Source organism: Pseudomonas sp. LP_7_YM, from assembly GCF_004364435.1.
Lineage (GTDB): Bacteria > Pseudomonadota > Gammaproteobacteria > Pseudomonadales > Pseudomonadaceae > Aquipseudomonas.
The window spans coordinates 239,473-253,549 of the sequence record NZ_SOCT01000003.1 but is presented as its reverse complement, the minus strand read 5'-3'; the positions used below and the strand labels follow the sequence as shown (position 1 = coordinate 253,549).

Sequence of the window (14,077 nt, the reverse complement as noted above, 5' to 3'; positions counted from 1 at the left end):
GGTGATCTACCATGCGAACCCTCTTCGCGTTATCACTCGTACTGTTGCTGGCTGCCTGTTCCGGCACCACAGTCGATACTCCCGCGCCGCCTACCGCTCCTGCCCGGATTCAGATCGCGAAACACGCAGCCCCCACCTCTGGCGTCGCCGGACAGCTGAATCAGCGCGGCGAACAGGCGCTCGCACTGCTTCAGAGCTGGTACAACGACAGGACCGTCGACTGCGGTGGCATCAATAAACCTGCGTACCTGTGCAGTGGTGTCTGGATCAGATTGACTACCACTAATCGGGCCTACCTTCCCTGGGACCCAAGCCCCGGTGCCATCACCAAAGGTGGCATTTCATTTGCTTGGCTGAGACAGGATCAGACTTTTTCCAATATCCTGGTAGATGCCCGCAACGGCTTGCTGTTCTATCCCAATGACCGGGCGCCGGCGGGCAAGTATGCCCTTGACGTGCTTTGCACCTTTCCAAGGGATGCGAATACCTGGGAGCGTGACACGTTGCAGGGGTGCGGGCCGTCGCGGTCCAATCCGGAAACGACCGTGCCTTGCCAGCCATTGGGCATTCTGACCGCTCGCCAATGGATCGCTAAATACGGAGAGTACGCGCCACCTTGTGGCTGGGATCTGCGCCCGAAAGCAGGTTCGCCCGGTCGGTGGTTCGACGCATCAGCCGTGTCGCATCAGACGTCGTCCGAGCAGGTGTGGCAAACCAATAACGAGTTGATCGTGAGTACCTGGCAGCCTGGGATCGGCGCAACGCTGCCCATGGTTGCCTTCGTCTACCTGAGCGGTTCGAACACTGAACTGGAGGCGCGGACCAAGGCCTGGATTGATCAAATCCGCTATTACGATGCATACGGTGTAGCGCTGCCGATCCTGCGCATCGAGCTACCCAAAAATCACAGTCAGCCGGTGACCTTCCGCTACTCTTCTGCCGATCAGGGCCTTGATCCCGGAAACCAGAGGCTGCACGCCGACTTTGAGGATGTGCCTGCGGGCACTTACCGGCGGGTGATTTCAAATGGGCTGGAATTCCTGCTGACCGACCCGTCCGGCGAAGTGCGTGATGATCCGCTGCCATCGGCCTCCATCAAGGGTCACTATGCGGTCGCAAACAGCACGCTGTCTTTTGGGGTCAAAGGGCAGGGACCCCTACGCGTGACTTTCGACTGGGGCTGCAATGAATACTGTTTTGTCGGCGAAAGCATGACGGGCAAATACCACGAGTTGTACGACGGCGCTACGCCCGGCCAGATGCGTTTCGGCACCTACAGTGTGGTCGTGGAGGCGCCCGAACACATCACCCTGGGCTCATTGGGCGAAGACGCTACGAAGATTGTGCTGGATAACGTGCGCATCGAGCCTGTCGAAGGCGCTACACAGCGCTGATGGATTTGTTGGGGTCGAGCTCAGTGCCGCTCGACCCGACGCAGCAGGAGCCAGTTGCTTGAAGCCCCGTGATGCATATCGTGGAGCGAGGGATACGCGTGCCCGCAAACGCGGCAGGCCAACCTGCGGATGGATTGGCGTGCCGCGTTCTTTGGCATTTCTGATTTGCGATGTCTGCCTACGGTTCAAACGTGACGATCAACCCGCTTTCCATCCACCACCCAACGCCACCGCCAACCCGACACTGGCCTGCAAGCGGCTAGTGTCCAGCACCTGAAATCTTCTCTGAGCTTGCAGGGCAGTGGTCTGGGCGGTGACCACGTCGAGGTAATTCACAGCCCCTGCTTCATAGCTGCTGGTGGCCATGCGTTCAGTGCTTTGCGCAGCGTCCACAGCGGCTTGCTGGTCCTGTGATTCCTGCTGCAAGTCGCGCAGTTGCCCGAGGTTGTCTTCCACTTCGCGCACCGCCTTGAGCACCTGGCTGTGGTACTGCGCGGCAGCTTCCTCGAATTCGGCGCGGGCCTGGCGTTCGTTGGCGCGACGGCGCCCGCCGTCGAAGATCGGCAGATTGACCAGCGGACCCAACGCCCAGTATCGATTGGCTGCCGCCAGCAGGTTGCCGCTGCCTCCCGTTTGCCCGCCCAACAGGCCGGTCAGACTGAAGTCCGGATACCAGGCCGCCTTCGCCACGCCGATATTGGCGTTTGCTGCGAACACCCGACGCTCCGCCGCAGCGATGTCCGGTCGCTGCTGTAACACACTGCCGGGCAGGGCTTGAGGGATGTCTGGCAGCTTCAATGGCTGGGCGTCGTGCACCAGGGCAAAGTCGCTGGGCAACACGCCGACCAGTTCGGCGATGGCGTGTTCGCTAAGGTCACTTTGTGCCTTCACATCGTCCAGTTGCGCCTGGGCTTCGGCCAGTTGGCTCTGGGCGCGGGTCAGGTCGAGTTCCGAGGCAATCTTGCCTTCGTAGCGATCACGGGTCAGTTGCAGGGCCTGGGTGTAGTCGTCCAGCGACGTCTTGAGGATCCGGCTTTGCGCGTCCAGGCCTCGGGCTTGAATGTAAAGCGTCGCCAGCTGGCGTTGCAGGCTCAGCCGCGCCACGGCCAGATCATCGGTCCCAGCCTGTGCCTGTGCATCACCGGCGGCGACCTGATTGCGAATCCTGCCCCAAAGGTCCGGGTCGAAACTCAGGCTGAAACCGGCAGTGTCACTGTTGTACACCGAAGGTTGCGTCGTGCCGCGCAACGGCCTGTGTTCCGACTGACGCTGGCGCAGCGGGCTGATGCTGGCCTTGATCTGCGGGAACAATCCGGCGTGCAACTGACTGGCGTAAGCCTGAGAGGCGTCGTAATGGGCCAGGGCCGCAGCCAGATCGGGGTTGGCCTTGAGCAGTTGCTGTTGCAGGTCATCGAGCTGTTTGTCCTGGAACACCTGCCACCATGCAGTTTGCACCTGATCGGCAGGTCGGGCAGGGTGCCAAGGGCCTGCATCTTCCTTGTAGTGGGCGGGGAGTGTCACGGTCGGCGCGTGATAGGTCGGCGCCAGTGAGCAACCCTGCAACGTCATGGCGCCGGCCATGACCAGTGCCAAAGCCAGACCTTCAAGCCTTAGGCGCATGCTGACCTCCAACGTTCGCCAGTTGCACGGGATCGTTTTCGCGCAGGGCATCGGGCGGGTTATCGATGACCTTGTCGGTGGCTTGCAGCCCTTGATCGATCACCAGCCGATCCCCCAGGTCCATGGCGATGTGAATGTTGCGCAGGTGCACGTGACCGGCGTTATCCAGAGTTGCCACTTGCGTGCCTTGGGCGCGGAACACCAGTGCGCTGGCCGGGATGCTCACCCCATGGCTACCCGCTGCGACCGGCAAGGTGGCGTCGGCATAGTCGCCGGGGAGCAGAGCCCCGTCAGGGTTCTCGGCGACGAACTGCGCCAGCAAGGTGCCGGAGCGCGGATCGATCGCCGTGGAATCGCCCAGCAGCGTTGCCTTGTAAACCTGCGCCGGATGTTCGGGCACCGTCAATTGCACCTGCATGCCGGGACGAATGACGCTGGCGTAGTTTTGCGGCACCGGCACGTACAGGCGCAGGCGATGCGTGTCGGCCATGCTGAACAGCGGTGTGCCGCCACCGTTGTCGGCCTTGATCAACTGGCCGATATCGGTATTGCGCGCGGTAATCGTGCCGCTGAACGGTGCGCGAATGGTCTTGTAGGCGGCCAGGTCCGTCAGGCGTTGATAATCCGCGACAGCGGCTTGGGCATCGGCTTTCGCAGCAATGGCGGCGGACAGTTTTTCGTCCACCTCCTGTTGCGATACCGAATGCGTGGCCAGCAGATGCTGCCAGCGTTGCGCGGTGGTTTCAGCGATGCGCGCATTGGCCTGCTGCTGCGCCAGATGAGCGCGAGTCTGTGCCAGTTGCTGGTCCAGTTCCGGGCTGTCGATGTGCGCGAGCACCTGACCGGCCTGCACCCGGGCGCCGATATCGGCGGTCCAGTCTTTCAGGTAACCGCTGACCCGGGCATTGATCGAAGCCTTGCTCCAGGCGTCCAGGCGTGCCGGTAACTGCAAGGTATCGCCTTGAGCCGCCTTGGAGGGTGAGACCACCGTGACCACCGGCACTGACTGGCTTTCGGTCCAGGCGGCGACCGCGTGGTCATGGCGGGTCCGCGCGGCCAGGCCGTTGGCGACCAGCAGCGCCGCCAGGGTCAGTCCGCCGATGCCGGTGAGCATCAGGCGTTTGCGCGAAGGGGCGTGTTCAGACGACATGGGGCGTTTCTCCATCAGTGTTGCGTTCTTGTGCGGCATGCTGGTTTAGCGAGCGGGGTTGCGAATGACGGTGCACCAGGCTGAACACCACCGGTACGAACAGCAGCGTTGCAGTGGTGGCCAGGATCAGCCCGCCAATGACCGCGCGGCCAAGCGGCGCGTTCTGTTCCTGGGAAATGGCCAGCGGCAGCATGCCGATGATCATCGCCAGTGCCGTCATGCATACGGGGCGAAAGCGCGTATAACCGGCTTCCATTGCAGCGAGCAGGGCGTCGCCATGTTCGGCCAGACGCTCGCGGCAGAAGCTCACCACCAGAATCGAGTTGGCGGTGGCAACGCCCATGCACAGGATGGCCCCGGTCAGCGCCGGAACCGACAACGACGTGCCGCTGAGGAACAGCATCCAGACGATCCCGGCCAAGGCAGCGGGCAGGCCGGTGATGATCACGAACGGGTCCACCCAGGACTGGAAGTTGACCACGATCAGTAAATAGATCAGCACCACCGCGCCGAGCAGACCCAGGCTCAAACCGCTGAAGGCTTCATGCAGGGCGTCAATCTGGCCGTGCAGGCTGACCACCGCGCCTTTGGGGCGCAGGTGCGCCATGTCATCGATGACCTTCTGCACGTCCTTCGCCACACCGCCCAGATCACGGCCTTGCACGTTGGCGTACAGGTCCAGCGTCGGCTGGATGTTGTAGTGGGTGACTACGGCCGGGCTGTCGACCCGCTTGATGGTGGCCAGCCCGCCAAGGATCTGCGACTGCCCATCGCTGCCGGTAATGGGCAAGGCTTCGAGGGTCGGCAGGCTGTCCAGACGGTATTGCGGCGTGGCTGCGACCACCGAATAAGACACACCGTTTTTCGGGTTCAGCCAGTAAGTCGGTGCCACTTGCGAGGTCCCGGCCAGCGACGCGCCGAGGCTGGTGGTCACGTCTTTTTCGGTGATCCCCAGCTGCTTGGCCCGCAGCCGGTCGACGTTCACCTGCAGTGATGGATAGCCGGTGGACTGCTGAATGCGCAGATCGGCGATGCCGGACACGTGCTGCAGTCGGCGTTGCAGTTCCAGCGCGTAGGCGCGGTTGGCTTCGCCGTTTGGCCCGGAGATTTTCAGGTCCAGTGGAGCGGGGGCGCCGAAGTTAAGAATCTGGCTGCTGATGTCCGCCGGCATGAAGGCGAACTGGCTGCCGGGAAAGCTCTGCGGCAGGGCTTCACGCAGACGTTTGACGTAGTCGGCTGTCGGCGCATGACCTTCCTTGAGCGTGACTTGAATATCACCATCCTGCGGGCCGATGGTGCCACTGCTGCTGTAGGCCATGTCGATACCACTGAGCGGGATGCCGATGTTGTCAATCACCGTGTCCAACTCGTCGGCGGGGATGATCTGGCGAATGCGTTGCTCGATGCGATCGAAAGCCGCGGCGCTTTCTTCGATGCGTGTGCCCAGCGGCAGGCGCACGTGCATCGACAACGCACCGGCGTCGGTGGCCGGGAAGAAGTCTTCTCCCAGACTCGGCAGCAGGGCAAAACTGGCCAGTACACAGGCCAAAAAGCCCAGCAGGAATGCCTTGCGTCGCTTCAGCGCCAGCCCCAGCAGGCCGTGATACACGTCGCGGATTGCCGAGAAACGTTTCTCGAAACCCTGCTGGAAAGCCAACGCTGCGCGCAGCAAGCCATTGCGCTGACGCCCGTGCTGATCGCCTTCGTGATGGTTGATGAACGCATCTTCCGGGTGATGGCCGGGGCCGGCTTCCAGGACATGCGGCTTGAGCAGAAACATCGCCAGGGTCGGCACCAAGGTGCGCGACAGCAGGAACGAGCTGCCCATGGCGAAGATCACCGCCAGCGCCATGGGGCGGAACAGGTAACCGGCGATGCCTTGCAGCATGAACATCGGCACGAACACGATGCAGATACACAGCAGCGACACGAACGCCGGGCCGACGATCTGCCGCGCGCCGTCCATGATCGCGTCCTGCACCGCCTTGCCTTGTTCCAGGTGCCAGTTGATGTTCTCGATAGTGACCGTTGCGTCGTCCACCAGAATTCCCACCGCCAGCGCCAGCCCGCCGAGGGTCATGACGTTGAGTGTCTGGCCACTGATGGCGAGCAGGGCAATGGCCGACAACACCGCCAGTGGAATTGAAGCAGCGATGATCACGGTGGAGCGCCAACTGCCGAGAAACAGCAGGATCATCACGCTGGTCAGCAGGGCGGCGATGATGCCTTCCCGCGCTACGCTGCCCACCGATTCCTTGACGAACACCGAGGCATCGCCCAGCAGCGAAGTCTTCAGTTCCGGCGGCAGGTTTTCATTGATCAGCGGCAGCATGTTGCGGATGTTGTCGACGATGGAAAGGGTCGAGATATTGCCGTTCTTCAGCGCAGGCATCAGCACCGCTCGACGGCCATCGACGCGCACGATGTTGGTCTGCGGCGGCGAGCCGTCACGCACGTGGGCCACCTGCCCAATGGTGATCAGCGCGCCGTCGACGGTCTTGATCGGCAGGTCATTGAGTTCGTCGATGGCCTGAGGGCTGTTGTTGAGCAGCACGGTGTATTCGTCCGTACCCATCTTCACCGTGCCCACGGGGATGATCTGGTTACCTGCGGCCAGCGCGTTGCCGACGTCCTGCGCAGAAAGGCCCTTGGCAGCCAGCGCCTGTGGGTCCAGGTCAAGGGTGATCTGCCGCTGCTTGCCGCCCATTGGCGTGGGCATCGCCAGCCCCGGCACCGCGCTGAGCGGCAGACGGATACTGTTCTGCACCAGGTCGCGGATCCGCGCTTCCGACAGGGTCGGACTGGAAAACGCCATTTGCAGGATCGGCACCGTCGAGGCGCTGTAGTTGAGGATCAGCGGCGGGGTGATACCGGCAGGCATCTGCTTGAGCACGGTTTGTGAAACCGCTGTCACCTGGGCGTTGGCGGTGCGGATGTCGACGCCCGGCTGGAAGAAGATCTTGACGATGCCCATGCCCGGCAACGACTGCGATTCGATGTGTTCGATGTCGTTGACCGTGGTGCTGAGCGAGCGCTCATAGGTGTAGATCACCCGCCCCGCCATGGCGTCCGGGGACAGGCCAGCGTACTGCCAGACCACCGCGACCACGGGAATGCCGATGTCGGGGAACACGTCAGTGGGTGTCTTGACGGCCGCCATCGGCCCGACAATACAGATGAATATCGCCAACACGATGAACGTGTATGGCTTGAGCAATGCAGTCTTGACCAGCCCGAGCATGCCGGAAACCTCCCATTTCGAATCAGCGCAGTCTTGGGGCAGATACCTAACAGGCAGCTTTCGGCCAGATGAACAAATCGTTAGTCCGGCGCACAAGGAGCTTTCATGGGGGATTCATTTGTTGTTCATGCAGGCCGCGTGCAGCCTTGCCTCCTCGAAATTCACCCTGCGCCACAGGGGCTTTTTTCAACTGCTGAGGTTTATGTCATGAACGCGAAATCATTGTTGCTGGTGCCCATGTTGGGGCTGGTGGCTGTTCTCTCTGCCTGTGCCGGCCCCATGCCCAAGGCTGATCCGAGTGAAGCGTGGATCGGCTTGCAGGAGGAGCCGTCCGGTGTATTGATGGCGGAGGATCTGGATGGCAAACGTTTGAACGATGGCCGGTATTTCGACGTGAAACCGGGCGCGCATAAGCTCGATGTAGACCTGATTGTCGAAGGCAACGGCGACGACGGGCAGAGGAACTGCGAAGCGGGCATCAGCTTTGACCAGTTCAAGGCGGGCGAACGTTACAAGCTGGTCGAGTCGAGTCTGGGTGAGGAATATCGGGTGAAGCTTGAGGATGCTCAGGGCCATCAGATAGGGCGCAGCAAGGATTTCACCTGCATGCCGGGGTGAGCCACTGTTCTTTGCTTCGCCGCTTCAGTTGAGTCCCCATCCTGTGGAAGCTTCTGGAGCCGTGCGACAGTGGCCAAAGCGGTGGATCGAGCAGTTCCAGGCTGACTGATACACCGCTTTCGCTGCCGTCGTAACCTCCGGCATTTCCTACAGGACTGCGGTGCGCAGCTTTCGTGTATTTACGCCGAGCTACTGTGGAAATTCATTCGCGAAAGATTGTGCTCACAGCTCATGAGTCGCGGGTGGCTCACCTAACGCCAACACCTGCCGACATTCCAGCACCAGACTTGCGCCCCTCGAGGGGCTGTTGCCGATGCGCAATTTGAAGCCATGCAGGCTGACGATCGCGGCGACGATGGACAGCCCCAGGCCGAAGCCACTTTGCTGATTGCCGGTTTCACTGCGGTAGAAACGCTTGAACACCGCTTCCCGTTCGGCGTCGGGAATGCCGGGGCCGGTGTCCTGGACTTCGATGAAGGTCGTGTCGCCTTCGGCGCGGGCGATTATCAGCACCTGGCCGCCCGCCGGGGTGAATTTGATCGAATTACTGAGCAGGTTCGACAACGCCTCGAACAACAGGGCGCGGTCGCCTATCACGGGCGGGAGGCTCTTGGCGACTTTCAGTTGCAGCGAAACACCGCCTTCCTCAGCAAGCGGCAGGTAAAAGTCATGCAGTTCCTGCAGCAACGGCAATGCATCGAGCTGACCAAAAGCTGAACGGCGTTGATGATCCTCCAGCTCGGAGATGCGCAGCAATCCACGGAAGCGCGCCATCAGGGTATCGGCATCGGCGATAACCTGGGCCATCTGTTCGCCCTGCGGTGAGTCTTCCGGGGACTGCTGCTGAATGCGGTACAGCTGCGCACGCAGGCGCGTCAATGGCGTGCGCAGGTCATGGGCGATGTTGTCACAGACACCTTTGACCTCGTTCATCAGCCGTTCGATACGGTCGAGCATGGCATTGACGATATCGGCCAGCATGTCCAGCTCGTCGCGACGGTCAGACACCGGCAGCCGTCGGGTCAGGTCGCCGGTGACGATGGCTTCGGCGCTGGCCTGAATCGCACCGATGCGTCTGAGCGGTCGGCGACGTAAAAGATGCCAACCCGCGATGCCGGGAATGATGGTCAGCGAGATCCCCCATAACAAAGCGCGCAGAATCAGCGTGGTTACCGCAAACAGCGAACCGTTGTCACGCACCAGAATCAGCCAGCGGTCGTCGAGGGTATGGATGGCCACCGCATCGCAACTGGCGGGCGGCAGATCCGGGTCGTCCGAATCGATGCAGGTGTCCAGCTCATGAATTTCACCGGTCAGCTTGAGCCCGCTAGGAATTTCGTGGACCGGCCCGCTGATCGGTTTCAGGTCTTTGTCGAACAGGCCATAGGCGTCGACGGTGCGGATATCGAACTTGTCGCTGGTGCGCAGGGCATCGTCCAGCTGCGCGCCCTGAAAGCGAGAGAACAATTGCTGGCGCTGCATGAGTGAGTGGCGGGCGAGGGTGTTCAGATAACTGGTGACTTCCCAGTACAGCACCCCCATGAGGATGCTGCTCCAGGCCACAAACAAAAAGCTGTAAAGCGCCAGCAGCCGGCTGCTGGAGGAGCGCCAGCCCTTAGACGGGTTCGGCAATGACATAACCTGAGCCTCGAACGGTACGTATCAGCGGCGTCAGGGTAGGGGGATCGATTTTCTTGCGCAAGCGACCGATGTGTACGTCGATGAGGTTGGTGCCGGGGTCGAAGTGATAACCCCAGACTTCCTCGAAGATCATCATGCGGGTGATGATCTGGCCGCTGTTGCGCATCAGAAACTCCAGCAGCTTGTATTCGGTGGGCAACAGGTTCAGTGCCTGACCGGCGCGGCTGGCCTCGCGGGTGATCAGGTTCAGTTCCAGATCAGCGACCTTAAGCATGGTTTCGGCCTGAGTGACCGGGTTGCTGCGGCGCAACAGAACCTCCACCCGGGCGGCCATTTCGTCGGAGGCGAAGGGCTTGGAGAGGTAATCATCGCCGCCGGCACGCAGACCGCGGACGCGCTCGTCGACATCGGACAGGGCGCTGATCATCAGAATCGGCGTGGCGATTCCGAGTGCGCGCATGGTAGTGACAATCGCCAGACCGTCGACTTCGGGCAACATCCGGTCGAGGGTAATCAGGTCGTAGTCACCGCTGACGGCACGCACCAGGCCTTCGCGACCATTGTCGACCCAATCCACATGCAGGCCGTGACTGCTTAACTCGGCGACGATTTCCTTGGCTGTGACGGCATCGTCTTCGATTGTCAGAATTCGGGTCATTGGGTTGCCTGAACCACGTAGTGACTGAAGGCTGTATTTTGCCCTTAAACGTGGCCACGTTTTCTTAAAAATAATTTAAGAACGCAGGACTGCCTTGATTCGCAGGCTAAAACCTGAGCTGTAGGAGTGGATTACTTCGCCGGGCGTCGGTACATCCCACCGCTGTGTAATGGAGGCTACCGGCCTCTTGCGAAGGGATTCGCTGCTACGGCTGGTCTCATTGCTCCCCGGGCTGGGCGTCATCCTTACGAGCGTTATCCGCACGCCGCTGTTTCTTTTCATCCCTCTTCGGCTTGCCGCTCTCACTGCGAATTTGCGCATGGCTGATCAGGGCGAAGATAAAGCTGCCGCCGATGATATTGCCTGCCAGCGTGGGCCCGGCGAAGGTCAGCCAGAACTCTCTCCATGACAGCTCGCCAGCAAACACCAGGTACGAAACCTCTGCCGAACCGACCACAATGTGGGTGAAGTCCCCCAGCGCCATCAGGTAGGTGATCATCAGGATGATCCACATCTTGGCGTTTTCCATGGACGGGATCATCCATACCATGGTTGCGATCATCCAGCCGGAAATGATCCCCTTGGCAAACATCTGGGCGGGGGTGTTTTCCATGACCTTGCGCCCGATTTCCAGAAATGCCTGATCGGTCTTGGTGTCGAAGATCGGCAGGTGCAGCATGACGTAGGCCACCAGCAGCGTGCCGCAGAGATTACCCACCAGCACGACAGTCCACAGGCGCAGCAAGCGAATGAAATTGCTCAGCGTCGGCTTGCTCATCACTGGCAACACCGCGGTCAGGGTGTTTTCGGTGAACAACTGCTGACGCGCGAGAATCACTGCCAGAAAGCCCGCGCTGTAGCCAACGCTGGCGATGACCTTGAATGCTTCGCCGTCCGGCAGGCGCGAGTTGAGCAATCCCATGGCCATCAACGACAGGCCCATGGTCAAACCGGCAGCCAATGCCGACCAGAACAACGCGGCGACATTGCGTTCCAGTTCCTGGTCGCCCTGCATGCGGATCGTCTCGTGCAATACGGCGGCACGGGGCGGTTGATTCTCGTCGATGCCACGTTCTTCCTCGGCCGTCAGGCCCGGGGTCTTACCGTCTTGTTCAGTGTCCATGTTTATCCTTGGGCTTTTCTGGGGTGGACGGTCTGATTTTTTGGATTTGTCTGCTGCGCCGTGCTGATGGTTCAGACACAATTGGGTTCCCGTCGTTCGCGCTGCACGACGGCCTTTTCATTGACCCCGGAGACCCTGCCGTGCCCCTTCAAATCCGCGACGCCACCCGCGCCGATGCCGCTGTGATACTGGGCTTCATTACCGAGCTGGCCATCTACGAAAAAGCCGAACATGAGGTCAAGGCCAATGTGGCCGATATCGAGTGCAGCCTGTTCGATGAGGCGTCACCTGCCAAGGCGCTGATCTGTCTGCTGGACGATGAGCCCATTGGCTTCGCCGTGTATTTCCTCAGTTACTCCACCTGGCAGGGCCGCAAGGGGCTTTATCTGGAAGACCTTTTCGTCTCGGCCACACAACGTGGCATCGGTGCAGGCAAGCAGCTGCTTCGCCATCTGGCGAAAATCGCACACGACACTGGCTGCGGCCGTTTCGAATGGAGCGTGCTGGACTGGAATCAGCCGGCGATCGATTTCTACACATCGATCGGGGCCAAGCCGCAGGATGAATGGGTGCGCTACCGGATGGAGGGGGAAGGGTTGAAGCGATTTGCGCTAGGGCAAGCGTGACTCAGCGTCGGGCATGACCTGTGGCAGCGAGCTCGCTCGCGAAGGGATCGGTACCTGCATGAGATGCAGATCTGAATCCGGGCCTTCGTGAGCAAGCACACACACGTGTTTCTGGCTGGCAACCGCCCAAGTTCTGAAAAATGGGGGTCAGTCAACCAACTCGCGGCTGTTGACCCGCATGACATCCGCGGCCTGGAAATTCCTCCACGCTTTGTCCAACGACCCGCCCAGGTCGATGGGCTTGCAGGCATCGGTGATCACCCAGGTGTTGAAGCCTGCCGCCCGTGCGTCCAGCGCCGTCCAGGCTACGCAGAAATCCAGCGCCAGGCCGACCACGAACACACTGTCGATGCCGCGCTCCTTCAGATACCCGGCCAGGCCGGTTTGCGTCGTGCGGTCCGCCTCGACGAACGCCGAGTAGCTGTCGATGCCGGGATTGCAGCCCTTGCGCAGAATCAACTGGACATGGGGAAGATTCAGGTCAGCATGTATCTCGGCGCCTCGGGTGCCCTGGATGCAGTGGTCCGGCCAAAGCGTCTGCGGGCCGTAGGGCAGGGTGATGCTATCGAACGGTTGGCGTCCGGCATGGCTTGAGGCGAAGGAAATGTGCTCGGCGGGGTGCCAATCCTGGCTGATCACCACGTTGCGAAACTGCGCGCCGAGGCGGTTGATCAACGGCACCAGCGCATCGCCTCCGGCCACTGCCAACGCGCCGCCGGGCAGGAAATCGTACTGCATGTCGATGACCAGCAGTGCGCTACGCGGGTCGGCAGCGAGTCGTGAGAGAGAGGGGGTCATCCTTGTAATCCTCGAGGCGTTGATTGAATCGGTTGCACCGCTGGCAGCGTTGCGACTGTTGCCGAGTGCGACGGGCATGACATCGGGTGGCGCCGCTTCATCCAGCAAGCAAACGAATCGGGCTTCCCGCATGCCAGGCCTGAATATCCTCGATCATCTGACCGAAGAACATTCTGTAGTTGTTCTCGGTGACATAACCCAAGTGCGGCGTTGCCAGCAGATTGGGCAGGGTGCGGAAGGGATGATCGGCAGGCAGCGGTTCGACGCTGTAGACATCCAGTGCCGCACCGGCGATCTTCCTCTGCTCGAGCGCCTCGATCAGCGCGTTCTCATCGACAATAGGCCCTCGAGACGTGTTGATCAGGTACGCCGCAGGCTTCATCCTGCTCAGCGATTCGGCGTCCACCAGACCCCGACTGCGATCACTGAGCACCAGGTTGACCGAGACGATGTCCGACTGTTCGAACAGCGCCTTCTTGCTGACGTACGTCGCGCCGTGTTCGCTGGCGCGCTCGGCCGTGAGGTTTTCGCTCCAGGCGATGACCTTCATGTCGAAGGCCTGCGCATAGCGGGCGATTTTCTGCCCGATGCTGCCCAGGCCGACGATGCCCAGGGTCTTGCCCTGCAGATCGCTGCCGATCCCGACCTGCCAGTTGCCTGCGCGCAGGGAATTGGCCTCGTCGACGATGTTGCGCGTGACGCCCATGATCAGCGCCCAGGTCAGCTCTGGAGCCGCGTGCTTGTAGCTTTCGGTACCAGCGATGCTGATGCCCAAGCGTGCAGCAGCCTTAAGATCCAGCGCGGCATTGCGCATGCCACCGGTGACCAGCAACCTGAGGTTGGGCAACTGGCTGAGCAGGGCGTCGTCGAAAATCGTCCGCTCGCGCATGACGCAGATGACGTCGAAGTCTTGCAGACGACTGGCCATGGTCGCGGTGTCGGCGGGATAGTCGTGAAGGAAACTGACGTCGCCAATCGGACCGAGAACAGTCCAGTGCGCCGCCTCTTGAGCGACAGATTGCCAGTCATCGAGTACGGCGATTCTCAGCGCAGACCCCTGAGTCATTCGGATACGCCCCATTTCAAGGAATACATTGGATGTGTGGCGCTTACAGTACGCTTGCGTCTTGCTGAGTAAAACCCTGAAAGGACTGCGTAAAAATTCACCCCTGCTTTGAACAATACGGGGGCTCCCAAGGGAAAAATGA

11 protein-coding genes are annotated in these 14,077 nt (G+C 61.0%); 3 read left to right on the top strand and 8 right to left on the bottom strand.

All coding sequences use genetic code 11. The features are described 5' to 3' along the window. Nucleotides 1-11 precede the first annotated feature (11 nt). Nucleotides 12-1,394 carry a hypothetical protein gene (locus tag EC915_RS10215; protein WP_133750404.1) on the top strand — a complete coding sequence of 461 codons (1,383 nt, stop codon included), beginning with the start codon at nucleotides 12-14 and terminating at the stop codon, nucleotides 1,392-1,394. A 198-nt stretch (nucleotides 1,395-1,592) separates the two neighbouring features. Here EC915_RS10215 and EC915_RS10210 read toward each other — a convergent pair whose 3' ends face one another. The 3 genes from EC915_RS10210 to EC915_RS10200 are packed head-to-tail and all read right to left on the bottom strand — an operon-like array spanning nucleotide 1,593 to nucleotide 7,405. Beyond that, the gene (locus EC915_RS10210) at nucleotides 1,593-3,014 is read right to left on the bottom strand and encodes an efflux transporter outer membrane subunit (RefSeq protein ID WP_133750403.1); all 1,422 of its coding nucleotides are present in this window, start codon (nucleotides 3,012-3,014) and stop codon (nucleotides 1,593-1,595) included. Next, nucleotides 2,998-4,164 (bottom strand): efflux RND transporter periplasmic adaptor subunit, encoded by a 1,167-nt coding sequence (locus tag EC915_RS10205; RefSeq protein WP_133750402.1) that lies wholly within the window; start codon nucleotides 4,162-4,164, stop codon nucleotides 2,998-3,000. The genes EC915_RS10210 and EC915_RS10205 overlap by 17 nt, the downstream gene beginning before the upstream one ends. Next, the gene (locus EC915_RS10200) at nucleotides 4,154-7,405 is read right to left on the bottom strand and encodes an efflux RND transporter permease subunit (protein WP_256658699.1); all 3,252 of its coding nucleotides are present in this window, start codon (nucleotides 7,403-7,405) and stop codon (nucleotides 4,154-4,156) included. The genes EC915_RS10205 and EC915_RS10200 overlap by 11 nt, the downstream gene beginning before the upstream one ends. 207 nt (nucleotides 7,406-7,612) lie before the next feature. On the opposite strand from EC915_RS10200, the gene EC915_RS10195 reads away from it, so the two are divergent. After that, nucleotides 7,613-8,023: a hypothetical protein gene (locus EC915_RS10195; protein WP_133750401.1), complete on the top strand. Its 411-nt coding sequence runs from the start codon at nucleotides 7,613-7,615 to the stop codon at nucleotides 8,021-8,023. 222 nt (nucleotides 8,024-8,245) lie between these two features. Here EC915_RS10195 and EC915_RS10190 read toward each other — a convergent pair whose 3' ends face one another. The 3 genes from EC915_RS10190 to EC915_RS10180 all read right to left on the bottom strand — a co-directional run bounded on the left by EC915_RS10190 (nucleotide 8,246) and on the right by EC915_RS10180 (nucleotide 11,445). Next, entirely contained in the window at nucleotides 8,246-9,661 is a 1,416-nt protein-coding gene (locus EC915_RS10190; RefSeq protein ID WP_133750400.1) for a HAMP domain-containing sensor histidine kinase, read from the bottom strand. Further along, nucleotides 9,639-10,322 carry a response regulator transcription factor gene (locus tag EC915_RS10185; protein WP_133750399.1) on the bottom strand — a complete coding sequence of 228 codons (684 nt, stop codon included), beginning with the start codon at nucleotides 10,320-10,322 and terminating at the stop codon, nucleotides 9,639-9,641. The genes EC915_RS10190 and EC915_RS10185 overlap by 23 nt, the downstream gene beginning before the upstream one ends. A 217-nt stretch (nucleotides 10,323-10,539) precedes the next feature. Beyond that, nucleotides 10,540-11,445: a formate/nitrite transporter family protein gene (locus EC915_RS10180; RefSeq protein ID WP_133750398.1), complete on the bottom strand. Its 906-nt coding sequence runs from the start codon at nucleotides 11,443-11,445 to the stop codon at nucleotides 10,540-10,542. Nucleotides 11,446-11,585: 140 nt separating this feature from the next. Between EC915_RS10180 and EC915_RS10175 the strand changes: the two genes are divergently transcribed. Further along, nucleotides 11,586-12,071, top strand: coding sequence for a GNAT family N-acetyltransferase (locus tag EC915_RS10175; protein WP_133750397.1), 486 nt, complete (start codon nucleotides 11,586-11,588; stop codon nucleotides 12,069-12,071). A 147-nt stretch (nucleotides 12,072-12,218) separates the two neighbouring features. On the opposite strand, the gene pncA is transcribed toward EC915_RS10175, so the two are convergent. Then, on the bottom strand, nucleotides 12,219-12,869 hold the full coding sequence (gene pncA / locus EC915_RS10170) for a bifunctional nicotinamidase/pyrazinamidase (RefSeq protein WP_133750396.1): 651 nt from the start codon (nucleotides 12,867-12,869) through the stop codon (nucleotides 12,219-12,221). Between the two features lie 97 nt (nucleotides 12,870-12,966). Beyond that, nucleotides 12,967-13,935 (bottom strand): D-2-hydroxyacid dehydrogenase family protein, encoded by a 969-nt coding sequence (locus EC915_RS10165; protein ID WP_133750395.1) that lies wholly within the window; start codon nucleotides 13,933-13,935, stop codon nucleotides 12,967-12,969. Between the last annotated feature and the right edge of the window lie 142 nt (nucleotides 13,936-14,077).